Origin of the sequence: Chitinophaga pendula (assembly GCF_020386615.1) — a bacterium.
GTDB classification, from domain to species: Bacteria; Bacteroidota; Bacteroidia; order Chitinophagales; family Chitinophagaceae; genus Chitinophaga; species Chitinophaga pendula.
The window spans coordinates 6,979,181-7,005,520 of the sequence record NZ_CP077769.1 but is presented as its reverse complement, the minus strand read 5'-3'; the positions used below and the strand labels follow the sequence as shown (position 1 = coordinate 7,005,520).

The following is a 26,340-nucleotide window of genomic DNA, read 5'->3' as shown; positions in this document are numbered from 1 at the left end:
GTTATACGATCTGCATGAGGTAATCGAACAGGTTGACCTCGGTAGGTAGTTGCAGTTTTTTCCGGAGGCGATAGCGGCTGACTTCTACGCCGCGAACGGAGATATTCAGCAGCTGTGCGATCTCTTTGGAGGAAAGGTTCATTCGCAGATAGGCGCATAACTTCAGGTCGGTAGCGCTTAGTTGTGGGAAGCGGGCTTTCAGTACGGAGAGGAAGTTGCTATGTACCTGGTCGAAGTGGATGGCAAACTGATCCCAGTCGTTATCGTTTTTTTCTGCATCATTGAGCAGGTGTAATACTTTACGGAGGTCGGTGGCGGTAGCGGGGTTATTGGTGCCTGTACCTGGTTTTTGTTTATGCCATTTGATCAATTCTTCTTTTATAGCTGACAATAATTTGCCCCGTTGGACGAGGTGCATGGTCACTGTGGCCAATTCCTTATTCTTAAAATCTACTTCTGTTGCCAGTTTTTCATTCTGCAATGAGACCATTGCTTTTTCATTACGATCCAGTTCGAGTTGGTGGAGGTAGGTGAGTCGTTTCTGTTCTTCTTCGAACTGTTGTTGCTGGCGGCGGAAGCGTTCGCGTTGCCAGCGTACTATCCACCATGCCAGTCCGCCAGCCAGTGCGAGGTATGCGGCGATGGCCCACCATGTCTGGTACCAGGCGGGGGCGACAATAAACGTATAGGCGACGGGGGAGGAGGCTACCCCCAGGTTGTTACGAGCTTTGACCAGGAAGGTATATCTCCCCATGGGCAGGTTGGTATAGTCTTTTTCGCGTTTGCTACTCCATTCTGACCAGTCGCTATCGAAGCCTATGAGGCGGTAGCTATAGGTGATATTATCCAGCTGTTCGAACAGGTTGGAGGAGAAGGCGAATCGGAATGAGTTCTGGTGATTATCGAGCCGTGGTGTCGTTCTTCCCTGTGTAAAGTAGCCGCCGAAGATGACGCTGTCTTTGGGGCCTACGGTATGTACTTCGCTGAGTATTACCCGCAGGCGTTGTGCTGATTGCTGGTATTTCTGATAGTTGAGGTGGATGGCGCCTCTTTCTGAGCCGATGAAAATATTTTCTGCATTAAAAGGATAGATATGTTCGAAGCCGGTTACGACTTTGGCGGTCAGTTCGGGGAAGTATAAGAGGGAATAGGGTTTGTTGCCTTGTGGCCGGGAGTAGTCGGCGACGCCTACTGTTTTATTCTGTACGAACCAGATATTGCCGCTGGGATCTTCCTGCAGGTAGCGGAAATAGGGTGGGCCGGTCACATCTGACAGCAGGCTGGAGGCGACGAATTTATTCCTGGATTCGTCGAACTCGTACAGGCCTTTTTCGGTGGCGACCATGACCCTGTTTTTGATATGGTATACGAAGTTGCCCAATGTGGAGGGCAGTCCATTTTTATCTGTATATAGTGTGGCCTTCAGGGATGTATGATCTGGCGCCAGCACCAGTTTGAAGACACCGCGGTAGGGATGTGATGTCCAGATGACGTTGTTATTGTCTAATGCGATGAAGCGCAGAGATTCGATGAGTCCATTGATCCTTGACCCTTCGATGAAGCGATTGTCTTTATACTGGAGGGTGTATAGTCCGGTATAGGTACCGGTGATGATCTCGGTCGCCGGGTAGAAAGTGGACAATGGGAGGAAGCGCCAGGTGCCTACGGCACTGGATATGGATTGGGCGCTGCGGGGGTTGACCACGTAGGTACCATATTCGTGTCCGAGCAGTAGTTGTTTATTGAGTTCGGTGAGGTTCCATACCTGGCCTTCGGTATTGGCGACTAATGAGAAGTCGCCTTTTGAGTAGCTCAGGTCTTCCTGTGTCATATTGAGCGGAACGCTATAGAGGCCGTTGGAGGTGCCGATGTACAAGTGTTGATCGTGGATACGGATGGTATAGCTGCTATTGGGATTATGTTTATCCGGCAGTATGTATTTGACGGCGCTGTTATAGGCGACGAAGTCGATACCATTTTCCATTCCGATCCAGAGGTTCTGTGCGGCATCGGCGAATATGCTGAGTATGTTGTTTTTCTGCAGGCCATCGAGCATGGTAAAGCGTTGGATGATCTTACCGTTATGATCCATGACGATGCAACCGCCGGAGGTGGTACCTATTGCGAGCAGTTGTTCGTTGATGTTTACGGCCTTGTATATACGATCTGCTGCGAGGAGGGCATCGGCTTCTGTTTGTTTGCGGGTGATCTTACCATCGTGTAGAAGGTACATACCTGTTTTCATGGTAGTGATCAGGACGGTATCATTTCCGTAGGGGAGTATAGCGGTGATCTGGTTGCCATTGCTGAAAAAGTTGCTGATAGGCTGCCAGATGCCATCATTGAACTGGAGGAGTCCATGAGAGCGGTCTTGAGCGAAGAGGCGGCCACCGGCACTGGCGAGGAAGTTCCATTCGCGAATGGGTTTGAAGACGCGGATATTATTCCCTTTATATTGGAAGATGCGGTCGTTGGATTGAAAGTAGACTTCGTCGCGGAGGATAACGACATTCCATACATCTGCGAATTCGCGGAATTGTGATGGGATGAGATGTTTGAGCGAGTGGTAGCGGAGTATACCTGACTGATCGGGGAAGAAGTAGCCGAATTCGTCTTGTCCGCCGACATAGATCTTGCCATCGGTATCGATGCGTAGTGAGCGCACGATGGTTTTGTTGGGCAGGGTATAGACCTTCCAGTATCCACCATCGAAAGAGATGAGGCCTTCGTTGTTGGCGAAATAAAGTATCCCGTTTTTATCCTGCTGCGTATCCCAGGTCTGGGCACCGCCACGAAACTCTTTTTTGCTATAGTTTACGATAGCGGGCAAGCCGATGGTATTTTGCGCGATGGCAAACGTGGAATAAAAAAAACTGCATATTAGCAGATACAGCAACTTGCGCATATGTGTCTCTCGCTTCAAATGTAATAAAAAGACTGTAAGAGTTCATTATATCTAACGCGCGGTGATTATAGATTCCGTTAAAAAAGCGCTATTTTGTTAGACATCAATTATGTGTTATGCAATATAACCGTCGAAATTTCCTGCAAACGTTAGCACTGGCGGGGGCTTCGCTGCCGCTAAAAGGATTAGCCTATTCTGCTTTGGCGGCACCCAAATGGGAGGTCCATTGTTTCAGCAAACCTTTTCAATGGATGGACTATGATATGCTGGCGGAGACATTTGCGGCGGCGGGGTTAGATGGGATCGATTATTCGATACGACCGGAGGGGCATATATTGCCGGAGCGGGTATTGGAGGATCTGCCGAAAGCGGCGGCGGCGGCGCGGAAGCGCGGACTAAAGCTATTGCTGATGACTACTGCTATCGCGGATGCAACGGAGCGATATACGGTACCTATTTTAAGAGCGGCGGCGGAGCAAGGTATCCGTTATTACCGGACGGCCTGGTTTGATTACGACCAGGGGATGCCGTTGCCAGCGTCGATACAGCGGCATAGCGTTCAGTTGCAGCGATTAGCTGCGATCAACCAACAGTATGGCATACAGGCTTCGTATCAAAATCATGCGGGTATGAAGATCGGTGCGGCGGTGTGGGATCTGTACGAGATGATCAAAACGGTAGATCCGGCATGGGTGGGTGTACAATATGATATCCGGCATGCTACGGTGGAGGGTGCCAACAGCTGGCCGTTGGGCTTGCAGCTTATTGCGTCGCGTATCAATACGATTGTGATCAAGGATACGCGTTGGGTGCGGCAGGGCAGCAAGTATGTGTTGGAGAATATGCCGTTAGGAGAGGGGATGGTTGACTATGTGTCGTACTTCAAGTGGGTAAAGCGGCTGGGTATACATGTGCCTGTCAGTCTTCACCTGGAATATGACTTACTGAGTAAGCAGGAAGCCGCTCTTCCGGTGAAGGAAAAGCAGCAGATCGTACTTGGCAAGCTAAAAAAAGATGTGGATACGTTACGTCTGATGCTGGCGGACGTATAGGCTGCATTTAACTATTGATGCTATCTGATATTTGGTGAACGATCGGGGTGAGTTCGCCTCGAAGTGGTGTTTGTATCATTTGTTTGGCATCTTCGGGTGATAGTCCGAGTCCGAGTACAAACATCAGTTTGGTGACACCTGCTTCGAAGGTCATATCGTGGCCGCTTACGACGCCTATTTCGAGTAGTTGTTGGCTGGTTTCGTATTTGCCGAGGTCTACGGAGCCACCATCGCACTGGGTGATGTTCACCATTAATACGCCTTTGTCGATGGCTTTTTTGAGGCATTCGATAAACCAGGGTTGTGTGTTGGTGTTACCGCTGCCGAAGGTTTCGAGTATCACTCCTTTGAGGCCGGGTACACCGAGTGTAGCTTCTACGGCTTTGCGGGATATTCCCGGGAATATTTTCAATACGGTTACATTATCATCCAGGTTCTTATGCACTTTTAGCGGCAGTTCCGGCATAGGTAATACAAATTGTCGTTTGTATTTGATATCTATACCGGCCTCTGCCAGTGGTGGATAATTCATGGAATAGAATGCCTCGAATTTTTCTGCGTTATATTTTTTGCTGCGGTTACCGCGGAAGAGGGAGAAGTCGAAATAGATACTTACTTCGGGTACGCTTGCTTCGCCTTGAATGCGGGTAGAAGCTATCTCCATGGCGGTGATGATATTTTCTTTGGCATCGGTGCGGATCTTTCCGATGGGGAGTTGGGACCCGGTGAGGATGACTGGTTTGCTGAGGTTCTCTAGCATGAAGCTGAGTGCAGAAGCTGTGAATGCCATGGTATCTGATCCATGCAGGATGACGAAGCCATCGTATCGATCGTATCGGTCTTCGATGATACCTGCGATCTCGACCCATGTATCGGGATGCATATCAGAGGAGTCCATGGGGGGATTGAAAGTGTAGACATAGAAATCGATCCCCATCCGGTATAGTTCCGGTAAATTGTTCCTGATCTCGTTGAATCCGATTGGGCGTAATGCTTTCGTCTTCTCATCGTAGATCATGCCCACTGTCCCCCCGGTGTAAATTATAAGTATCTTAGTCATTCTTAAACAGCAACTTGCGTGCAAAGGTATCCACTAAACGGTTAGGGAATTTTGAATAATTTCCGCGCATTACTGTTAGTAACGGTAGCTACATCCTCTATTTTTAGATTTTTTACATCTGCTATCTTTTCTCCTACCAGCGTGAGGTAGGCGCTTTCGTTTCGTTTGCCGCGATAGGGCACTGGCGCCAGGTAGGGTGCATCGGTTTCGAGTACGATATGATCTAGGCTGATCTGTTCGATCAGTTTGTCGAGGCCAGCTTTTTTGAATGTTACGACGCCGCCGATGCCCAGGTAAAATCCCAGGTCGATGATCTCGAGGGCATCTTCGAGGGTGCCGGAGAAGCAATGGAATACGCCGGTGAGCCGGCCATCCTGCAGGGCTTTTACATCGTCGATACATTCTCGGGTGGAGGAGCGGCTGTGGATGACCACAGGCAGTTTGTATTGTGCGGACATTTTGAGTTGTTCGCGGAAAGCGAGGTGTTGTTGTTCGCGGAAGGTGGTATCCCAGTAGAAGTCGAGCCCTATTTCGCCTACTGCCCAGAAGTGTCTTTTAGCCAGCCAGTCTGCTACGGTAGCCAGTTCGCTGGCTACATTTTCTTTTACATAACAAGGATGTAATCCCATCATGGGGAGGCATTGACCCGGGAAGCGTTGTTCCAGGGCGAGCATTCCATTTATGGAGGTGCTGTCGATATTGGGCATCAGCAAGGTATTGACGCCTGCGGACAGTGCTCTTTCGACCATTATTTCCCGGTCGGCTTCAAATTCTTCGCTATAGAGGTGTGTATGTGTATCGATCCAGGTGCTCATATCCATCCGATAGTTAATGAAGATTTATTTTGCAGTAAGACTTATTTTAATAAATTTGTAAAAATCCTAATATTTCCATTCAATCACTGTACAAAAGTACAGCCTGAAGAACCTAAAAGAAAATAACTATACCATGAAAAGCTATTTTTGTTTCAATCGCATCCTTGCGGTGGTAATATTTATCGTGGCGCTCGCCACTATCTTTTTTGCCTGCAGTAAAGACAGCAAGAACAATAAAGACAATGCTCCTTCCAATGATCGGGACAACAAGGCGATAGCGGCGGCCGGCCATGAGGCCAGTGCCAGTGCGTTGTATGACGATCTTTTTGAGGTAGCCTTACAGATAGGGCAGAGTGAGAATGTGAACAACGGGCGGTTACATGGAGAAGGGGTGTCTTATGCTAGGCTGGGGAATTGTTTTCAGCCGACGATCAGCCCAGCGGAGCCATTCAAATGGCCGAAGACGATCGTACTGGATTTCAAGACCGGTTGTGCGGACCAGGGTGGTCGTATCCGTACTGGGAAGGTGAACATTGTGCTCTCTGACTTCTTCTTGAAGAAAGGTGCTACGGCCAAGATTATGTTGGAGAACTATACGGTGAACGGTATTTCCGTACAAGGTACCAAAACGATCACCAACCAGAGCGAAGGTAGTGGTTTAAAATACAGCACTGCTGTTGAAGGCGGTGTTATTAAACTGGATACGGTGAGCCTGGGGTATACTGCTGCGAGGACGGTGACACAGACGGAGGGGGCCAATACGCCGCTGGATGTGCTGGATGATGCTTACAGCATTACGGGTACTACTACCTTGAAATATCCGGGAGGGGCGACGGTAGTAACGACTACGAACGCGGTGGTAAAGCGGGTAGATTGTGCGTGGCCCAGCAAGGGTATTGCTACGCTCCAATTTGACGGTGTGCAGGCGAAGCTGGATTATGGCACGGGTATCTGTGACGACTTAGCGACCATCACGCTGGATGGTAAGAGCAAAGAGGTGAAACTGCCCAGATAACTAAGCAGGCAAGCAATCCACTATAAGAGGGCTGGTCAGATATCCTGGCTAGCCCTTACTATTTATGGGTATGTTTAGTACGGGATCGCATTCATGGCATATTTCTCTTTCCTGCCAAATTCCAGTATCCTGGGGAGTGCGTAGGACATTCTGTCCCAGGCTTTTTCGCTATCGTGGAATACGATGATAGATCCAGGTTTTGTTTTGAATACGACATTCTGTACGCACTGTTCGCCGGTGATAGTGGTGTCAAAATCGGCGCTCAGCACGTCCCACATTATTATTTTGGCATCTTGTATTTTGGATTTCAGGCTTTTGATCTGGAAGGGGGTGATCCTGCCATAAGGTGGTCGGAAGAGGTTGGAATTGATATACTGGCGGGCTTCCAGTATGTTGGCAATATATTTATCGGTGCCTGTTTTCCAGCCATTGAGGTGGTTATGTGTATGGTTGCCGACGGCATGCCCTTCTTCCAGTATGCGTTGGTAGATGTCAGGGTAGGCGACTACGTTCTTGCCTATACAAAAAAAGGTGGCTTTGGCCTCGTATTTCTTTAGCTGTTCGAGTACGAAGGGAGTAGCTGTAGGATGCGGTCCATCGTCGAAGGTGAGATATATGGTGTGATTTGCCGGAGAGAGGTTCCAGGTGCAGCTTTTATATATCGCCTTGACTATTGCCGGTGTTTTGGTCAAATAAAACATGGATGTCGTTTAAGTGAAGGTAAAGTTATAACGTTTTCCCGACGCTACGGTTCGATGAATGGGATTGTTAGTATGCTGGGCGTCGGGATCAATATAAAACTATACATTATATTTGCTGCCTATGGCACATGACAAAGTAAGAGTACGCTTTGCGCCCAGTCCTACGGGAGGGCTGCACCTGGGTGGTGTACGTACGGTATTATTCAACTATTTATTTGCGAAGCAGCACAAAGGAGATTTTGTGTTGCGGATAGAAGATACAGACCAGACCCGCTATGTACCCGGGGCAGAGGAATATATTATTGAATGTTTGCGTTGGTGTGGGTTGAATGCGGATGAGGGCCCTCATGTGGGTGGACCTTTTGCACCTTATCGCCAGAGTGAGCGGAAGGCGTCGTATCGTCAATATGCGGAGCAGCTGGTCCAGCAGGGCGATGCTTATTATGCTTTTGAAACACCGGAGGAGCTGGACGCGATGCGGGAGCGCCTGAAATCGGCAGAGAATCCTTCTCCTCAGTATAATCATATTACGCGGCAGCATATGCGCAATTCGCTGACGATGCCAGATGCGGACGTACAGGAGTTGCTGGCGAAGAATACGCCTCATGTGATCCGTATCAAGATGCCTTCGGATGAGACGGTGAGTTTTACGGATATGGTGCGTGGCGAAGTGCAGTTTAACACGGGTACGGTAGATGACAAAGTGCTGCTGAAAGCGGACGGTATGCCGACCTATCACCTTGCGGTAGTGGTGGATGACTACCTGATGAAGATATCGCATGCTTTCCGGGGCGAGGAATGGCTGCCATCGGCGCCGGTGCATATTATGCTCTGGAAGCAGCTGGGATGGCTGGAGTACATGCCTCAGTGGGCGCATTTGCCGCTGATATTAAAACCGGATGGTAATGGTAAGTTGAGTAAACGTGATGGAGACCGTTTAGGTTTTCCGGTGTATGCGATGAACTGGCAAGACGCAAAAACCGGAGACCTGACGCAGGGCTTCCGGGAACGTGGTTATCTGCCGGAGGCATTTGTGAACATGCTGGCGATGCTGGGATGGAATGATGGTAGCGGCCAGGAAATATTTTCGCTGGAGGAGCTGGTATCTAAGTTCTCCATAGAGCGTGTACATAAGTCTGGTGCGAAGTTCGACATTGAGAAAGCGCGTTGGTTCAACCATCAATATATCCAGCAGGCTGCGGACAGCAGGTTAGCGGCGCTCTTTATGCCGGTGCTAGCAGAGAAGGGGGTGACGGCGACGCCTGATTATGTAACGACTGTAGCGGGGCTTGTAAAGGACCGTTGTCATTATGTAAATGAGATCTGGGATCACGGCTTTTTCTTCTTCGGCAAGCCGGAGAGTTATGATATTGCGGCGGTGAAGCCTAAATGGAATGATGACAAGCAGCAGTTCTTCCTGGACTGGGCGGGTCAGCTGGAGGGTCAGGCGGACTTTAGTTTCGCAGGGCTGGAGGAGAGTTTCAAGGCATTGGCAGCGGCCAAAAACATCAAGATGGGAGAGTTACAGCTACCTTTCCGCATTATGCTTTGCGGGGGTAAGTTTGGGCCGGCGGTATTCCAGATTGCGGCAACGCTTGGAAAAGAGGAGACCATTTCCCGTATACAACAGGGTTTGGCGGCTATCAATGCATAAGATAACTACTGAAATAAAAAGAGAAGGGAGCGGTGATGACCGCTCCCTTCTCTTTTTATGTTAATCTTTTTATTTATCCTTTGGCGGCCTCTTTTGCCCAGGTGTCCTTGAGGGTAACGGTCCTGTTGAACACTACTTTATCGGCAGTGGTATCGGGATCGACGGTGAAGTAGCCTTTGCGTAGGAACTGGAAACGGTCGCCTGGTTTGGCTTCCAGCAGTCCGGGCTCTATATAGGCTTCGGAGATGACCTGCAGGGAGTTAGGGTTGATAAAGGATTTGAAGTCTTCTTCTTCGCTGCCTGGAGTTTCTGTTGTGAACAGGCGATCGTAGAGGCGTACTTCTGCTTTAGCGGCGTGGGCGGCGCTTACCCAGTGGATGGTACCTTTTACGTTGATACCGCTGGTATCTGCTCCGCTTTTGCTTTCGGGGATGTAAGTACAGTAGATGGTGCTTATTTCTCCATTTTCGTCTTTATCGAAGCCTTCACATTTAATGATATACGCATTTTTGAGGCGTACCATGAGGCCGGGTCCGAGGCGGAAGAATTTCTTGGGAGGGTTCTCCATGAAGTCTTCCCGTTCTACGTAGAGGGTTTGGCTGAACGGCAGCATGCGATGGCCGGCGTTGGGATCTTCCGGGTTGTTGTCGGCCTGGGTGTATTCTACCAGGTCGGCGGGAAAGTTGGAGAGGACTAGTTTTACCGGATCGAGGACGGCCATTACGCGATTAGCTGTTTTGTTGAGTTCTTCCCGGATGCAGAATTCGAGGAGGCTCATGTCGATGAGGTTATCGCGTTTTTGTACGCCTATTTTTTCGCAGAGCATACGGATGCTGGCAGCGGTGTATCCGCGGCGGCGCAGTCCGCTGATGGTAGGCATACGAGGATCATCCCAGCCACGTACGTGGCCTTCGGACACCAATTGTTTGAGTTTACGTTTACTCATTACAGTGTATCCGAGGTTGAAGCGGGAGAATTCGTATTGGCGGGAGGGGAAGATTTCCAGTTTTTCGATGAACCAGTCATACAGTTCCCGGTGCGGTATGAATTCGAGGGTACAGAGGGAGTGGGTGATCTGTTCGATGCTATCGCTTTGTCCGTGGGCAAAGTCGTACATGGGATAGATGCACCATTTGTCGCCGGTACGGTGGTGGTGTGCATGTTTGATCCGGTAGATGATGGGATCGCGCATGTGCATATTGATAGCGGCCATATCTATTCTGGCGCGCAGTACTTTTTCTCCATCTTTGAATTCGCCGTTGCGCATGCGGGTGAAGAGGTCGAGGTTTTCTTCTATAGTGCGATTGCGGAACGGGCTGTCTTTTCCGGGTTCGGTGGGGGTGCCTTTAAGAGCAGCGATCTGTTCTGATGACAGGTCATCGACGTAAGCTAATCCTTTTTGGATGAGTGTTACGGCGAATGCGTACAGTTGGTCGAAATAGTCGGAGGCATACAGTTCCTGGGCCCATTGGAAGCCCAGCCAACTGATGTCGGCCTTTATGGAGTCTACGTATTCAGTATCTTCTGTTACGGGGTTGGTGTCATCAAAGCGCAGGTTGGTCTGGCCGCCATATTTCTTTGCGAGGTCGAAATTGAGGCAGATGGATTTAGCATGGCCGATGTGCAGATAGCCGTTAGGTTCGGGGGGGAATCGGGTCAGGATGCGTCCTCCGTGTTTGCCGTTGGCTATATCTTCCTCTACAATTTGTTCGATAAAATTGAGAGATCGTTCTTCACTCATAATATTTACAGTTTACAGGACGGCAAATATAACTAAAATAGTCTACGAAGGAGTGGCGGGGCGGGGAGGCGTTGTGTATGAGAGGAACGGTGGGGAGGGTGTGGGCAGATGGTGGTGTGGGAGGAGGAAGGAAGCGAGGCATGGTAGAAGGAAGGATGCGAGGGGAGGAGTGGGGAGTGCTAACATGTATGCTGTGAGCGGTGATGCGGTATGGCGCAAAAAAATCATACATTTACAACCTTAAGTAAAACAGGTATGGTCAACCCGACAAAACGCCCGTTGAGGGTACTAGTAGCCAAAGTAGGATTGGACGGACATGACCGGGGAGCGAAGGTAATAGCCGCTGCTCTGCGGGATGCAGGTATGGAAGTAATATACACCGGGCTCCGGCAGACGCCGGAAATGGTCGTGAATGCGGCCTTGCAGGAGGACGTGGATGCCATCGGTATCAGTATCCTGTCTGGTGCTCATATGACCGTTTTCCCCAAGATCATTGCCTTGATGAAAGAGAAAGGTATGGATGATGTACTGCTGACCGGTGGCGGTATTATTCCTGATATGGACATGCAGGAGCTCCAGGCGATGGGGGTAGGAAAGTTGTTCCCACCGGGCACCAATACCCAGGAGATATCTGCTTACATTGCGGATTGGGTGGCTGCTCACCGTAATTTCTGATAATTATAAATTCCCGTTGAAACTTTATTCCACGTTGATCGTCTTACCAGTGGAAACGCATTATCCGACGGTATAATCAACAACACTATGAAAAAAATTTTCGCACTGTACGCCGCCTGCCTGTTATTGGCATGCCTGCCAGCTATTGCCCAACAAGATAGTAGCCGTAGCACTTCCCATTATGAAGCTCCTTCCAGGTATAAAAGCCGTACCTATCTGACCTGGGGTGGTGACGGAGCGATCTTATCTTTTGCCCAGATGAAATCTAACGGCAATCATGTACGTAACATTCCCCGATTCTCTGCCTTTCTGCATATAGGCGTGAATATCAACCACAACTTCTCGAATAATTTCGGAATTTTTACCGGGGTAAGTCTGAAAAACATCGGTTTGATCAATGATGCTACGGACTCTTTGCGACTGAAGCGGAGAGTGTATACCTTAGGTATTCCCATTGGTTTTAAGATCGGTAACCTGCGCCGTTATGGGCTTTTCTTTTTTGCCGGCGGCGCCTATGACCTGGCACTCAATTACAAAGAGAAACAATTTGTAAATGGTCATAAGGAGCGCAAGTACAACCAGTGGTTCAGCGACCGCACGCCTATCCTGATGCCATCTGTATTTGCAGGATTGCGTGCCAGCCCGGGATTTGGTCTTAAAGTACAATATTATCCCACCAACTTCTTCAACCAGGATTATTCGAAAGCTAATGTGAAGCCTTACGAGGGGCTGGATGCCAAGTTATTTTTTGTAACGCTCAGTTATGACTTTGCACGGATCAATATGAAGCATGGTAAACAGCGGGGTTACCAGGATTATTTTTAGCGGAGGGCCCGCAACGCATAATGCCTTAACTTAGTCGATACAATAAATGACACGTATCATGTATCAGACTTTGCAAACCCAATTGACAGACCATACGCTTATCATTACCATTAACAGGCCGGATAAGATGAATGCTTTGAACCGGCAGGTAATGGCAGATCTTGCGCTTGCTATCGATGAAGTATATACGAAACCGGCTATACGCAGTGCGATCATTACTGGTTCGGGAGAAAAGGCATTTGTAGCGGGAGCTGATATTGCTGAGTTCCTGACGCTGTCTACCCAGGAGGGTGCTGACCTGGCCAAACGCGGGCAGGTAATTTTCCAACGGATAGAGGATTGTCCGAAACCTATTATTGCGGCGGTGAATGGCTTTGCGCTTGGGGGTGGTTGTGAGCTGGCGATGGCCTGCCACTTCCGTGTAGCGAGTGCGAATGCCAAATTCGGTCAGCCGGAGGTAAAACTGGGATTGATACCTGGTTATGGTGGTACACAGCGGCTGACACAGTTGATCGGAAAGGGGAAAGCGCTGGAGTTGATGATGACGGCTGATATGATCGGTGCAGAGGAGGCTCATCAGCTGGGATTGGTCAATCATGTGGTGGGTAAGGAGGAATTAATGCCGAAGGTGATGGAGATCTTACAGAAGATACACGGAAAGGCGCCGTTGGCCATTGCGAAGGTGATCAAATGTACTAATGCAGCGATCGACAAAGACCTGGACGGTTATGAGACGGAGATGAACGAGTTTGCTGCTTGTTTTGCGACGAAGGATTTGCAGGAGGGAGCAGCGGCATTTGTAGAAAAAAGAGAGCCTAAATTTAAAGGAGAATAGGCCTGTAACGGGCATAGAGGCAGCACAGCCTTACAGTACCACAGATGGGACGGCCAGTCCGGAATTGGAAATTGTCCGTTGGTTACGTAGGTTTGTGCCTCAAAAATAAGCATATGGAATTCAGAATAGAGAAAGACACGATGGGAGAGGTAAAGGTACCGGTAGATGCCTATTATGGTGCCCAGACACAACGCTCCATCGACAATTTCAAGATTGCGCAGGATATCAACCGGATGCCTAAAGAGATCATCCGTGCTTTTGCCTATCTGAAGAAGGCGGCGGCGCTGACCAACCAGGAAGCGGGTGTACTGCCGGCAGAGAAGGCGCAACTGATCGGCCAGGCGTGTGATGAGATACTGGCAGGTAAACTGGATGATCAGTTCCCGCTGGTAGTGTGGCAGACAGGTTCCGGTACACAATCTAATATGAACGTAAATGAAGTGGTGGCTTACCGTGCACATGTGATCAATGGTGGTCAGCTGACTGACAAAGACAAGGTGATCCATCCTAATGATGATGTGAACAAGTCACAATCTTCCAATGATACTTTCCCAACAGCGATGCACATTGCTGCTTACAAGATGCTGGTAGAGGTGACCATTCCCGGTATCAAAAAGCTGCGTGATACTCTGGCAGAGAAGTCCAAGGCTTTTATGCATATTGTGAAGATCGGCCGTACCCACTTTATGGATGCGACGCCGCTTACTGTAGGTCAGGAGATCAGTGGTTATGTATCTCAGCTGGACCATGGTCTGAAGGCTATTCAGAACAGTCTTCCACACTTGAGCGAACTGGCACTGGGCGGTACTGCAGTAGGTACTGGTATCAACACCCCTAAAGGTTATGCCGTTAACGTTGCTAAACAGATTGCTGACCTGACTGGTTTGCCTTTTGTGACTGCGGAGAATAAATTCGAAGCGTTGGCTGCACATGATGCTATCGTAGAGGCTCATGGTGCATTGAAAACCGTGGCGGTGAGCCTGATGAAGATCGCCAACGACATCCGTATGCTGAGTTCGGGTCCCCGTTCTGGTATCGGGGAGTTATTCATCCCTGATAATGAGCCAGGTTCCAGTATCATGCCAGGTAAAGTGAACCCCACCCAGTGTGAGGCGCTGACTATGATCGCTGCCCAGGTAATGGGGAACGATGTAGCTATCGGTATCGGTGGTGCTACCGGTCATTTCGAGCTGAACGTGTTCAAGCCGGTGATGATCTACAACTTTCTGCATTCTGCCCGCCTGATCGGCGACGGTTGTGTCAGCTTTAATGATAAATGTGCGGTAGGTATTGCCCCGATAGAAGAAAATATCAAAAAGCACGTTGACAACTCCCTGATGCTGGTTACTGCGCTGAATACCAGGATCGGTTATTACAAAGCAGCAGAGATCGCGCAGACCGCTCACAAAGAAGGTACTACGCTGAAAGAAACTGCAGTGAAACTCGGTTATGTGACACCTGAACAGTTTGACGAGTGGGTAATACCAGGAGATATGGTGGGAGAATTGAAATAAGCGATTACTATTCAACGAATAAGAAAAGGGGAAAAGACATGATCTTTTCCCCTTTTTTATTTACGCGGCAGATTAATATAATTAGTGCCAGAGTACCATAATGATGGTACGAAGGCTCATCAGGATCACCAGTATACCGACCATGATCATCAGGGGTTTACGTTTGATCTTTCTTACCAACAGGGCTGCGAATGGAGAGGCGATGACGCCACCGATCACCAGTCCGATGATTACCTGCCAGCTGTTGATCCCTACGAATATCAGAAATGTGATGGAACTGGCGGCGGAGATAAAGAACTCAGCTGCATTTACGGAGCCGATCGTATAGTGTACGGTGCGTCCTTTACTCAGCAAAGTGGAGGTAACAATAGGTCCCCAGCCACCGCCGCCGATGGCGTCCATGAATCCACCGAAGAAAGCCAGTGGTCCCAGGCGTTTGGTTTTACTTTTAGGTTTATTTTTCTGCAGTCCTTTGCGGATGACGATGACACCCAATATCATGAGGTAAGCGCTCATGAAAGGTTTGATGACGTCTCCATCTATTTTTTCGGAAAGGAGATATGCCCCTATAATGGCACCAGTCATACCAGGGATGAGCAGATAAAGGAACAATTTCTTATTAACGTTACCGAAACGAAAGTGTGCGATGCCGGAGGCACCCGTAGTAAATACTTCTGCTACGTGTACACTGGCGCTGGTGACAGCGGGTGGTATACCCAGGCCGAGCAATAAGGAAGAGGAAGTAGCACCATAAGCCATTCCTAGAGCGCCGTCTACCATTTGAGCGGCGAGTCCGACGAGGATATAGAACAACAGCTGTTCTGTGAACAACGATTGTACAAAGCCGTACACATGTGTTTGGGTTTCAACGGGTACGCTATAATAATAGGTTACCCAAAGGCCGGCTATTGTGGCGGCAACAAGCAGGCTTATCAGTATCCAGATGGCAGGTTTACGCTTATTTTCCTCATTTACAAGATCTATCAACACCTCCTGCGTCTCTAAAGTGGCCCTTTTTTGTTCGACTTTGTCTATCACCTCGTTATGGGACATGTGCTAAGTTTATAACCCTATTAAAATTATAGACTAAAGATAGTAGTAATTCTTCAGCATCCAAAAAAAGAAGGCATATTTTATTATTTGGGGGAGCGGCAAGTAGTGGTGGGCTGGAGGGGGGACTGTGAGGGCACGGCGAGGTGGGGGAGTATGGGGGAAGGGGCATTGGCGCGGGGGCGGGAGGCGATTATTAGGAGGAGGTGAGGACGGCAAGAGAGGGAGGCTGTGGGGAAGGGAGAATAGAGGTATAAGGGGTGAAGGGCGTTGGAGATGTGGGACCTGGAGAAAGAAATGCCAAGAGGGTATGAAAGCAGGGCAAGTCACAAGTGGGATTACAGGCAAAAGAAGCTGGAACAATTACCAGAAAGACGTCGCAATGGCAGAGATTGGTTTAATTTTCCCTATTGCGTAATATTTTTTCCTTTATTGATCTACCCAAGAACAGCATAGCGGCCAGCTTTGCATTTCTAAAGAAAAATAGTCATGAAAGGAACGCTACTCTCGCTTTGTCTGTTGCTGCTACAAATATTTGCAATGGCACAAAGCGGCAGCATTAAGGGAACGGTCTTTACCGCAGACCATAAGCCCGCAGGATATGTAACCATAGGTCTTAAAGGCAGCCATGCCGGCGCCATCACCGATGAACAAGGTCAATATAAATTCGAAAAGGTAAAAGCAGGTAATTATATACTCAAGATCAGCGCTGTAGGTGTACAATCCACGGAACAGGCTATACAACTCAGCGCTGGTGAAACTCTCCAGGTACCGGATATCGTTCTCCAGGAATCTGCATCTGAATTGCAGGAGGTTGTGGTGAACGGTTTGAAAAAAGGGTATAAAGCCGAAAATGTATCTCCTACTTTACGTATCAAAACGCCTTTATTGGAGATCCCTCAAAACATCCAGGTAGTAAATAGTAAACTCCTGGCTGATCAGCAGGTATTTGACATGCTTGAGGGAGTGACCCGCAACGTCAGTGGTGTGACCCGTGGGGAGCACTGGGACAACTATGCGTTGATCTATACTCGTGGTACACAGATCCCCGCCCTTCGCGATGGTATGAATGTGAGCATGCCCTGGGGGCCGCTGACGGAGGATATGTCTTTTGTAGACCGCGTTGAATTTATCAAAGGTCCGGCTGGTTTTATGCTGGCGAATGCTGAACCTGGGGGTATGTACAACGTAGTGACCAAAAAACCTACCGGCATTAACCGCAGAGAGGTGACATTTACTGCCGGAAGTTTTGATACCTACAGGGCCACTGCAGATGTAGACGGTAAAGTAGACAGCAAAGGTAAACTGCTGTATCGTCTTAATGTGATGGGACAGAAGAAGGGCTCATTCGTTCCTTATGATTTCAATGACCGTGTTTCCGTAGCGCCTGTATTAAAATACAACTTTACCGACCATACTTCGTTGACATTGGAATATGACTATCAGTTCAGTCGTATGCGGGCACCAGGTGCAGCCTATCAATATTCCGCCAAAGGGTTTAAAGATGTTCCCAGGAACTGGACTACTGCCAGTCCGGATATCGACCCAACCAATATTAACGATCATCGTGTATTGCTGGCATTCAATCACTCTTTCAACAGTAAATGGAGCCTGACCACTCAATTGGCTTATTTTAACTACAGGCAGGTCGGTACAAGCCTTTGGCCACGTACCATTGACGAAGCGGGTAATATGCAACGCGGCATTACCATCTGGGATGCACTTGGTAAAAATGCATTCGGACAGGTGTTTGTCAACGGTGATGTACGGACAGGTGCTGTAACACATCGTATCCTGGCGGGAGTAGACCTTGGTATTAAGGACTATTGGGCCGATTTCTCTCAGAATGCGCCTTTAGACGCTACTGCCAGCTTTAATATCTATCACCCGAATCATGCCATTGCCCATAGCAGCATCCCGGTATTTGACCGTTCTATACCCATCACCGAAAGGACAGGTATATATGTTGTATCACAGAAGTATGCGTCTTTGTATGTTCAGGACGAGCTCCAGTTCTTTCATGATAAATTGCGGTTGACATTAGCAGGCAGGTATACTGTGTCTACGGATGCCAACGATGCCGGCAGTTCTTCTACTGATGACAAGAAGTTCACTCCCCGGGTAGGTCTAAGTGCTTCACTGGATAAGCAGACTTCTGTATATGCAGTATTTGATCAGGCATTTGTTCCGCAACCAGGCCGTGATCGTGCTGGAAATCGCTTCAAACCGGTAACTGGCAACAGTTATGAAGTTGGTTTCAAACGCGATTGGTTTGGCGGCAGATGGAATAGTACTGTAGCACTTTATCATTATACCAAAAACAACGTACTTACTGGTGATCCCAACGATCCCAACCACATTTATTCTATACAAATCGGCGGTATTCGTGCCAATGGTGTCGAGGTAGATGTAAAGGGAGAACTCGCCAAAGGGCTGGACCTAATGCTGAACTACGCTTATGCCGATTCCCGCATCGCGAAGGATACTGCTAATTCCAAAACTATTGGTAACATAACACCCGGCGTTACCCGGCATGTAACCAATGCCTGGTTATCTTACCGTTTACCCACCGGCCGTCTGAAAGGTTTTGGCGTGTCACTGGGCTATCAATACCAGATAGGCCGTTATGCATGGTATGTATTTGATGGATCTGAGCAACAAATTCCTGATTATTTCAGGTTGGATGGTAGCATCTCCTGGCAAAATAAAAAATACAGTATAGCCCTGAATATCAACAACATACTGAATGATTATCTGTTCTCCGGGGCTCCATATGCCTTTGGCAGTACGAAAGCTTTCTATTGGGTATCTGAAGCACCACGCAATTTCCGTGTCAGCGTAGGATATAGATTTTAGTAGATGTCATTGTTAGTTATAAAACAGAAGGCCGGTCGTGACGACCGGCCTTCTGTTTTATAAAGGTGGACGGGAGATATACAAATGATATACCCTAACTAAGGAAAAGGTGGACGGGAGATATGTAGGATAGTCATGTAAACTGAAGGTCAGCCTACTCAGCATTAGATAATATTTCCATAATTTTTATTTCCGGCAGTTAATGCTTAACTTGTAACTGGAAAACCTGATGAAACCATTGTTATCCCCGCTCTAATTCTCGCCTTTATTATTCCATGCAGCTTTTATCTATTCCATGTTATTTATCGGAATATTCTATTGTTCAACAATAACCAGAATCAAATTACTATGAAACAAAAGGGATTTTTAATCGACATGGATGGCGTGATCTACAAGGGAAGTGAGCCTATTCCCGGTGCTGTAGAGTTTATTAATGGCCTTAGAGAGAAGGGAATCCCTTTCCTTTTCCTTACCAATAACAGCCAGCGTACCAGTCGTGATGTGAGCTACAAGCTAAAGAAGATGGGATTTCATGTGAATGAACATGACATCTTTACCTGCGGTACCGCTACTGCCAGGTATTTGGCCAGTAAAAAGAGCCATGGTACTGCCTATGTGATCGGAGAGGGGGGATTACTTACAGAGCTTTATAATGCAGGCTATTCGATCGTGGATGATCAGCCGGACTATGTGATCATAGGAGAAGGGCGTACTATTATGCTGGAATCCGTAGATAAAGCGATCAATATGATCATGAACGGCGCGAAACTGATTGCTACCAACCTGGATCCGAACTGTCCGGTAGGTAATGGTAAATACAGGGCCGGTTGTGGTGCCCTGGTGGCGATGCTTGAATTTGCCACGGGTATCAAAGCCTTCAGTGTGGGAAAGCCTAGTCCTATTATGATGCGGATGGCCAGAAAGGAACTGCAGCTAACGACCGATGAAACGGTCATGATCGGCGATACCATGGGCACGGATATACTGGGTGCGGGCTCTATGGGATTCACGACTGTACTGACCCTTTCCGGTGTGACGCAGGAGAAAGACCTGGCACATTTTGGCTACTCCCCTGATTTTATCATCAAGTCTGTAAATGACCTGCTGAACGAGGACCTGTTTATGCAGGTAATGAACAGTAAAATGGAGGTTGCTTATCAGACCTCCTTATAAAGCGAGACATCTATAATCAACAATAAAGGCTCCCGGAGATATCCATCTGTAATGGTACTCCGGGAGTTAAAGGGGATCAGGGGATAGTATTATTTCGCTAGTAGTCCTTCCAGGGTGAAAGCAGCATAATATAAGCCACCGATGGTAGGACCAGCCGCATATTGTATATACCTGTTGTTGAATATATTGGATGCACCTACTTTAATGGTGCCTTTTATCTTGGGAATGCGATAGGTCACCTGCGCATCGACTACGCTGTATGCGGGTACAACACCATTTGCCAAAGGGCTTTCCCACAGGAAGGTGTCCTGCCAGCGCCATACAATATTAGCGCCGAAATTTTTCAGTAGCTCCCGGTTACCGATAGATATATTGGTCACCCATTTAGGTGTATTGAATGCCGTCACAAATACATCCTTTTCTTTATTGTTGACGATGTTATTGTAGTTCAGGTTGCCCGAGATCGTAAACTTCTTATAGAAGTTATAGGTTACTCCCAGGGAAGAACCATAGTTATGATAGTCGTTTTTGGCATTGGTGAATACCCTATAACGCGTTTGTTTGGATCGGGCAAGCATATCCAATACAGCGGCATCTGATCCTACTTTTCCACTGGAGGGTACTGCCACCTCCACTTGTCCAAGGAATCCGTCATAGATATTGTAGTAGGCATCAAAATCCACTACCAGCTTATTGTCCAGCAGGGCACTGCGATAACCTATTTCAAAGGAGTTGATCTTTTCTGGGCGGGTAGGTGACAGATTGGTAATAGACAAGATAGCTTTATTTTTCAGCGCCGCGTCATTCTTATTCATGCCATTGGCTACCTCTTTATTGACTGCTGCATTAAAATCATTGATAGAGCCCAGGGTATAGGAGTTATCCAGGTATCCCAGTCCTTCGTTGATAAAATCGAGCCCACCCACTCTTCTTACGTTTCCATTGTTTACAAAGGACAATGCTTCAAACAGTGCGGGGAAACGGAAACCATTCTGATAGGAAGCACGGAAGTTGTGTTTCTCTGCCAGCGTATATACTACTGCTAACCGGGGGTTGACCTTGGGCTGAAATTCAAGGTTCTGATCAAAGCGGAGAGAGCCGGTGAGTTTCAGTTTTTCGTCGAAGAAGGTCTTAGTGGCCTGTGCGAAAAAACCATATTTCGTATAGTATACATTGTTACCACCAGGTTGTGTCCGTTCTGCCAGGGGGCGTTTGAAGTCGACGAAGTTATTACCGTCCGGTATCACCTGGTAAACGCGGAGGTCTGCCCCTACCAACAGGTTGAAAGCTTTGATCTTTTGAGTGAGATCCCATTGTCCGTCGAGATTGTACATACGGCTCTTTTGTGAAAGCCAGGCGCCACCGGTAGCAGGAGCACCAGGTATTACGGAGCCGATGTCCCAGTTGTTGACGCCTATGATCGTTTTCTTCAGGGCGTCAAAAGCAGGGGTACCGGGCTGTACGCGGCCGGCATCTGCTGCATAGCGGGCAATCTTCATGGCGGCGGCCAGGTCTACATTACCACCTGACTTATCGATCTGATCCTGCAGGCTAGTCTTGAAGCGGGCCCCCCATTGATCATTTGTACCGTTATTCAGGTCGAGGTTGTCTGCCAATGGTTTGAGGTTATAGGAATCACCCGTATTTTCAATAGATACGTAAGCTCTTGCGAAATAGCTGGGGCCTTTCAATTCGACTTTATGATTCATGACGGTCACGCCGTCCAGCTGTATCTTATTACCCCGTTGAAATACACCATCCATACGTCCATAGCGGAAAGCGTATGACAGTTCTGCTTTTTCACTGATCCGGTAGTGTAAAGCCAGGTCAGCTTTCAGGTTCTCCACTTTAGGATTGATCAGGTCTTTTTCCCAGTACCCGGTGCGGCGTACATTGAATGTCTGGTTTTTGCCTTTATAGAGTACGCTTACCGGTACGTTGTTGTTGTTCTCATCGCCATAACGATTCCAGGCATCATACGCGGGATTATTGTCTCCACTGAGCTCCGGGAAGGCCGGGTTTGCCGAAGTAAGATTATAAGGGTTTTGATCTGTTTTGGTATTGGAAAGCCAGTCAGTACCTCTCATGTAACTCGCATTGATCTTGAAGGCGAACTTGTTATGAAAAGCTTTAGCATAGCGGATGGCAGTTTCTGTCAGGACGCTGGGATTGTAATCGGTACCATCGACATGATTGACGCCTACCTTCTGATATACACTTAGTCCCTGGTATAAAAAGGGGCTTTTAGTGATTAGGTTGGCCATCCCATTAATTGCATTCATACCATATAATGCGGAGGCGGCACCCGGGGTGATCTCAACACTAGCAATATCCAGTTCTGTAGGACCGATCGCGTTGCCAAGCGGTACTCCCAATGTGGCAGCCTGCATATCCACGCCATCTACGAGCTGCATAAAGCGGAAGTTATTGGGAATATTAAATCCACGGGTATTGGGCACTTTAAATGTTAGACTGGAGGTGGTCATCTGGACACCTTTTACATTTTCCAGTGCATCGTAGAAACTAGGTGCAGGAGACTCTTTAATGGCCCTGATATCCAGTTTTTGGATGGCTACCGGGGACTTCATAGCGGCTTCTTCCACACGGGAAGCCGTTACTACCACCTCTTTACCTAATACGGTCTGGGTCAGCAGGCCTATATTCAATTTGGAATCGATACCGTTGACCGTGTATTCCTTAGGTTCAAAGCCTACCATGGAAAAGACCAATGTAAATGGAAATTTCAGTTTGGTCTTAATGCTGAATGCTCCTTTGTTGTCCGTGGCGGTGCCGGATACTGTACCTTTAATGACCACACTCACTCCTGCAAGGGGGGCGCCTGATTCCTGGTCGTTGACAGCTCCGGATATCACGACGATATTGCTTTCCTGTGCCTGAAGGTATACTGGAAGACTTAGCAATAATAAGAGTATAAATGTCAAAGCATAGGTGAGTGCTTTCATTAAAATGTGATTTTGGTGGTTTTAATGTTAATAGTCTATAGAATTAGTGGACTAAATTAGTGTGCCTATTGCTTATTTACAAAATTTCCGAGGACTTTATTTACGGGGATTGGAGGCGGGGTGGGGGACTGGTCTTACAATGTAACTGGTTAGCAAGGGGTTGTGCAGTAATCTTTTTATAAACAGGAAGGCGTAACAGTTGGTCTGTTACGCCTTCTTGTTTACAACGAGTGTATATTTTTATGCGGTGGCATCTACTTCATTGCCCAGCCGTTGGTTACTGGCGGGTTGCAGGTGCCGGCTAAAGAAACGTTTCTGGAAAATGAGTATTGTGATCACGCCTACGGAGATAGCGGCATCTGCGATGTTAAATACAGGCCGGAAGAATATGAAGTAATCGCCACCTTTGAATGGCACCCACTTGGGGAGATAGCCTTCGTAGATAGGGAAATAGAGCATATCAACTACTTTACCATGGAGGAAGCTGCCGTATCCTCCACCTTTGGGCAGGAACTTGGCCACTTCGTAGGTGCTTTCGGAGAATATCAGTCCGTAGAACATGCTGTCGATCAGGTTACCGGCAGCTCCTGCGAGTATCAGGGAGCCGCAGATGAGCAGGCCGGTATGATATTTTTCGCGGATCAGTCTTTTCATATATACAAATCCTATCACCACCGCTACCAGGCGGAAGAGGGTGAGCAGGATCTTACCAAAATCGCCACCAAATTTGAGACCGTAGGCCATTCCTTCATTTTCTATGAAGTGTATCCGGAACCAATCAGGAAATATCATGAATTCCTGCTGCATGTACATATTGGTCTTAATCCAGAATTTCAGGGCCTGGTCTATCACCAGTATCAGCACTACAATTATTATTACGTGACGATATTTCACAATAGATTAAATTTTGTCAAAAATAATAGATTTATTTAAAGTGGCTGTAGAAAAGGGCGGCCTTATTTTACAGCGTCAGGTGCTTTTTTATTCCTGGAAATATACACGTTTTACCCGCTGAGAGATACTGGTTAGTATTTCATATGGGATGGTACCTGCCCATTGTGCGAGTTTTTTTACCGGCAGGTCTTCTCCGAATACGATCACTTCGTCGCCTTCTTCCACTCCGGGGATGTGTGTCACATCCAGCATCAGCATATCCATAGCGATGGTACCGGCGACGGGAGCCATTTTCCCTTTTACCAGCATACTTCCTTTGCCCTGGCCCAGGGAGCGGAAATATCCATCTGCATAGCCGATGCGAACGGTTGCAATCACGGCCGGTGACTGGGCTTTCCATTTGGCGCCATATCCTACGGTCTCTCCCGGCTGCAAGTGTTTCAGCTGCGCGATAGTAGTTTTGAGGGTGCTCACATTGCGCAATTGGTTCTGGATATTCTGTCCACTGTCTATGCCATACATGCCGATGCCCAGTCTGACCATATCGAGCTGGAGGTCGGGATGCCGATGTATAGCAGCGCTGTTAGCGATATGACGAATTACGGCATATCCCAGTGCTTTTTGCAGCTGGTGGCTCATTTCATAGAACAATTCCCCCTGTTGTTTGGTGAGACTGTCCAATGCCGGATCTTCACTGCCAGCCAGGTGGCTGAAGATGGATTGTACCTTTAACTGCGGGTTGTCTGTTAATATGGTAGCCAATGCCGGGATATCTTTCTGTTCGAAACCCAGGCGGTGCATACCAGTATCCAGTTTGACGTGGATAGGGAAGGCTGTTTTTCCGGCGATACGCACTTCCTCTTCGAACTGTTGGAGGATGTGCATGGAGTATATCTCCGGTTCCAGGTTCCATTGCAGGATAGCATCGAATGTGCTGGGTTCCGGGTTCATCACCATAATCGGCATAGTGATACCTGCCCGGCGCAGGTCTACTCCCTCATCTGCATAGGCTACGGTGAGGTAATCTACACCAATGAACTGCAACAGATTGGCAATTTCAAAACTGCCGCTGCCGTAGGAGAACGCCTTTACCATAGCCATCAGCTTGGTATTGGGTTTGAGCAGGGACTGGAAATATTTTACATTATGTGAGATGGCGCTGAGGTTGATTTCCAGGATGGTCTGATGCGCCTTTTGCTCCAGTAGCTTACCGATACGTTCAAATTCAAATACGCGCGCCCCTTTGAGCAGGATGGTTTCATGCTGGAAATCCTGCTGATTGAACTGTTGAATGAATTCTTCTGTGGTATTGAAGAAGCTGCTTTTCAGTCCTTCTATCTGTTGAAAGATCTTTTTCTCGCGGGAGATATTTTTGCCGATACCGATCAGGCGTTCTATTCCTTTTTTCTGCAACAGGCTGGCCACTTCGTCATAAAGGGACGCGTCGCTTTTTCCACTTTGCAGGATATCGCTCAATATGACGGTACGTGTAGGATGTTGTTGCTGCTGCTGCAGGAAGTCCAGCGCGATCGTCAATGACCCGAGATCGGAGTTATATACATCGTTGATCACAGAGCAGTTGTTGATGCCCTGTTTCAGTTCCAACCGCATGGCGATATTGCTCAATGTCAGCATACGCTGGCGGATCTCTGCCTGGTCTCTGCCGAGATATAACATCAGGGCCCAACAGTGAATGGCGTTTTCAATAGATCCTTCGTCTACGAATGGGATCTCTATCGACAAATGCTCTTCCTGTTTATAAAGCGCCTCTATGCGGGTGTGATTATCTAACTTTTCGAGGAGGGTGATACGCAGGTCGGCATCGGTCTTACGGGACCAGCTTAACAACTGTAGGTTGGTCTGGTTATCGCGTTTACCTACCTGAGTGTGGAAGTTAAGTACGCATTCGTTGAGAGCGAGGTAGTCCTTGCAGTAGATCAGTACTTCACTTTTGGTAAATAGGACCAGCTTTTCATTGATCTTCTGTCGGATATTCAGAAAGCCTTCGCTATGCGCCTCTCCGATATTAGTGAAGATACCGATGGTAGGATGGATGATCTTTTCCAGGTTCACCATTTCTCCCGGTTGCGAGATACCCGCTTCAAAAATAGCTAACTCATGTTCCGGCTTCATTTTCCAAACGGACAGCGGTACACCTATCTGGGAGTTATAGCTTTTAGGACTACGTACGATGTGATAGTCTTTCTCCAGCAGCTGGTAAAGCCATTCTTTGATGATCGTTTTACCATTGCTGCCTGTGATGCCAATAACGGGTATATGGAATTGCTGGCGGTGATAGGCTACCAGCATATGTAATGCGTGTAAGGTATCTTTTACCAGTATGATATTGGCCTTGGGGAAATGCCCTAGTTCCACGGGTTGGCTCACCAGGAAATTGCTCACACCTTTACGGTAGAGCTCTTCCATATATTGGTGGGCATTACGCCGCTCGCTAACGAGTGGAATAAAAAGGGATGTCTCCGGAAAATTCAGCTTCCTGCTGTCCAGCAAAATATGTTCTATCTCCGGGAAACCTGTTTGTTGCAGGATCTCCCCTTTCAGGATCTTGCTGATACTTTCTGCGTTGTACACTTGATATCAGATTTGTAATA

Annotated in this window: 19 protein-coding genes; 9 read left to right on the top strand and 10 right to left on the bottom strand. The window is 48.0% G+C overall.

All coding sequences use genetic code 11. The annotated features are described in order from the left end of the window. Window position 1: 1 nt before the first annotated feature. A complete protein-coding gene (locus tag KTO58_RS26425; RefSeq protein WP_198315103.1) occupies window positions 2-2,830 on the bottom strand; it encodes a triple tyrosine motif-containing protein in 2,829 nt (942 codons plus the stop codon). Between the two features lie 191 nt (window positions 2,831-3,021). On the opposite strand from KTO58_RS26425, the gene KTO58_RS26420 reads away from it, so the two are divergent. Then, complete coding sequence (locus tag KTO58_RS26420; protein WP_095836534.1) at window positions 3,022-3,957, top strand: sugar phosphate isomerase/epimerase family protein; 936 nt, start codon at window positions 3,022-3,024, stop codon at window positions 3,955-3,957. A 7-nt stretch (window positions 3,958-3,964) separates the two neighbouring features. Here KTO58_RS26420 and KTO58_RS26415 read toward each other — a convergent pair whose 3' ends face one another. Continuing rightward, complete coding sequence (locus KTO58_RS26415; protein ID WP_095836535.1) at window positions 3,965-5,017, bottom strand: asparaginase; 1,053 nt, start codon at window positions 5,015-5,017, stop codon at window positions 3,965-3,967. Window positions 5,018-5,058: 41 nt separating this feature from the next. Beyond that, complete coding sequence (locus tag KTO58_RS26410; RefSeq protein WP_225859933.1) at window positions 5,059-5,832, bottom strand: TatD family hydrolase; 774 nt, start codon at window positions 5,830-5,832, stop codon at window positions 5,059-5,061. Window positions 5,833-5,965: 133 nt separating this feature from the next. Here KTO58_RS26410 and KTO58_RS26405 point away from each other — a divergent pair, with 133 nt between their 5' ends. Next, window positions 5,966-6,847 (top strand): hypothetical protein, encoded by an 882-nt coding sequence (locus KTO58_RS26405; protein WP_095836537.1) that lies wholly within the window; start codon window positions 5,966-5,968, stop codon window positions 6,845-6,847. 74 nt (window positions 6,848-6,921) lie between these two features. Here the strand turns inward: KTO58_RS26405 and KTO58_RS26400 are convergent, their stop codons facing one another. Continuing rightward, a complete protein-coding gene (locus tag KTO58_RS26400) occupies window positions 6,922-7,548 on the bottom strand; it encodes a polysaccharide deacetylase family protein (protein ID WP_095836538.1) in 627 nt (208 codons plus the stop codon). A gap of 121 nt (window positions 7,549-7,669) precedes the next feature. Between KTO58_RS26400 and gltX the strand changes: the two genes are divergently transcribed. After that, window positions 7,670-9,202, top strand: a complete 1,533-nt coding sequence (gene gltX, locus KTO58_RS26395; RefSeq protein ID WP_095836539.1) for a glutamate--tRNA ligase — start codon at window positions 7,670-7,672, stop codon at window positions 9,200-9,202. A 73-nt stretch (window positions 9,203-9,275) separates the two neighbouring features. Here the strand turns inward: gltX and KTO58_RS26390 are convergent, their stop codons facing one another. Beyond that, window positions 9,276-10,943, bottom strand: coding sequence for a glutamine--tRNA ligase/YqeY domain fusion protein (locus KTO58_RS26390; RefSeq protein WP_095836540.1), 1,668 nt, complete (start codon window positions 10,941-10,943; stop codon window positions 9,276-9,278). After that, on the bottom strand, window positions 10,936-11,175 hold the full coding sequence (locus KTO58_RS26385; protein ID WP_157752723.1) for a hypothetical protein: 240 nt from the start codon (window positions 11,173-11,175) through the stop codon (window positions 10,936-10,938). Before KTO58_RS26385 ends, KTO58_RS26390 begins: the two co-directional genes overlap by 8 nt. A 23-nt stretch (window positions 11,176-11,198) precedes the next feature. Between KTO58_RS26385 and KTO58_RS26380 the strand changes: the two genes are divergently transcribed. The 4 genes from KTO58_RS26380 to fumC all read left to right on the top strand — a co-directional run bounded on the left by KTO58_RS26380 (window position 11,199) and on the right by fumC (window position 14,792). Continuing rightward, window positions 11,199-11,618: a cobalamin B12-binding domain-containing protein gene (locus tag KTO58_RS26380; protein WP_095836541.1), complete on the top strand. Its 420-nt coding sequence runs from the start codon at window positions 11,199-11,201 to the stop codon at window positions 11,616-11,618. Between the two features lie 87 nt (window positions 11,619-11,705). Continuing rightward, a complete protein-coding gene (locus tag KTO58_RS26375; protein ID WP_095836542.1) occupies window positions 11,706-12,443 on the top strand; it encodes an outer membrane beta-barrel protein in 738 nt (245 codons plus the stop codon). Window positions 12,444-12,501: 58 nt separating this feature from the next. After that, the gene (locus KTO58_RS26370; RefSeq protein ID WP_095841381.1) at window positions 12,502-13,278 is read left to right on the top strand and encodes an enoyl-CoA hydratase/isomerase family protein; all 777 of its coding nucleotides are present in this window, start codon (window positions 12,502-12,504) and stop codon (window positions 13,276-13,278) included. Between the two features lie 113 nt (window positions 13,279-13,391). Next, window positions 13,392-14,792, top strand: a complete 1,401-nt coding sequence (gene fumC / locus KTO58_RS26365) for a class II fumarate hydratase (RefSeq protein WP_095841382.1) — start codon at window positions 13,392-13,394, stop codon at window positions 14,790-14,792. 81 nt (window positions 14,793-14,873) lie between these two features. Here the strand turns inward: fumC and KTO58_RS26360 are convergent, their stop codons facing one another. Continuing rightward, the gene (locus KTO58_RS26360; RefSeq protein ID WP_095836543.1) at window positions 14,874-15,845 is read right to left on the bottom strand and encodes a sulfite exporter TauE/SafE family protein; all 972 of its coding nucleotides are present in this window, start codon (window positions 15,843-15,845) and stop codon (window positions 14,874-14,876) included. A 486-nt stretch (window positions 15,846-16,331) separates the two neighbouring features. Between KTO58_RS26360 and KTO58_RS26355 the strand changes: the two genes are divergently transcribed. Beyond that, entirely contained in the window at window positions 16,332-18,698 is a 2,367-nt protein-coding gene (locus tag KTO58_RS26355) for a TonB-dependent receptor (RefSeq protein WP_095836544.1), read from the top strand. Between the two features lie 348 nt (window positions 18,699-19,046). Further along, window positions 19,047-19,871 (top strand): HAD-IIA family hydrolase, encoded by an 825-nt coding sequence (locus KTO58_RS26350; RefSeq protein ID WP_095836545.1) that lies wholly within the window; start codon window positions 19,047-19,049, stop codon window positions 19,869-19,871. A gap of 89 nt (window positions 19,872-19,960) precedes the next feature. Here the strand turns inward: KTO58_RS26350 and KTO58_RS26345 are convergent, their stop codons facing one another. The 3 genes from KTO58_RS26345 to KTO58_RS26335 form a co-directional block, all read right to left on the bottom strand. Continuing rightward, complete coding sequence (locus tag KTO58_RS26345; RefSeq protein WP_095836546.1) at window positions 19,961-22,834, bottom strand: TonB-dependent receptor; 2,874 nt, start codon at window positions 22,832-22,834, stop codon at window positions 19,961-19,963. A gap of 240 nt (window positions 22,835-23,074) precedes the next feature. Further along, the gene (locus KTO58_RS26340) at window positions 23,075-23,728 is read right to left on the bottom strand and encodes a lipoprotein signal peptidase (protein ID WP_225859932.1); all 654 of its coding nucleotides are present in this window, start codon (window positions 23,726-23,728) and stop codon (window positions 23,075-23,077) included. Window positions 23,729-23,815: 87 nt separating this feature from the next. Then, the gene (locus KTO58_RS26335) at window positions 23,816-26,320 is read right to left on the bottom strand and encodes a bifunctional UDP-N-acetylmuramoyl-tripeptide:D-alanyl-D-alanine ligase/alanine racemase (RefSeq protein ID WP_095836548.1); all 2,505 of its coding nucleotides are present in this window, start codon (window positions 26,318-26,320) and stop codon (window positions 23,816-23,818) included. Between the last annotated feature and the right edge of the window lie 20 nt (window positions 26,321-26,340).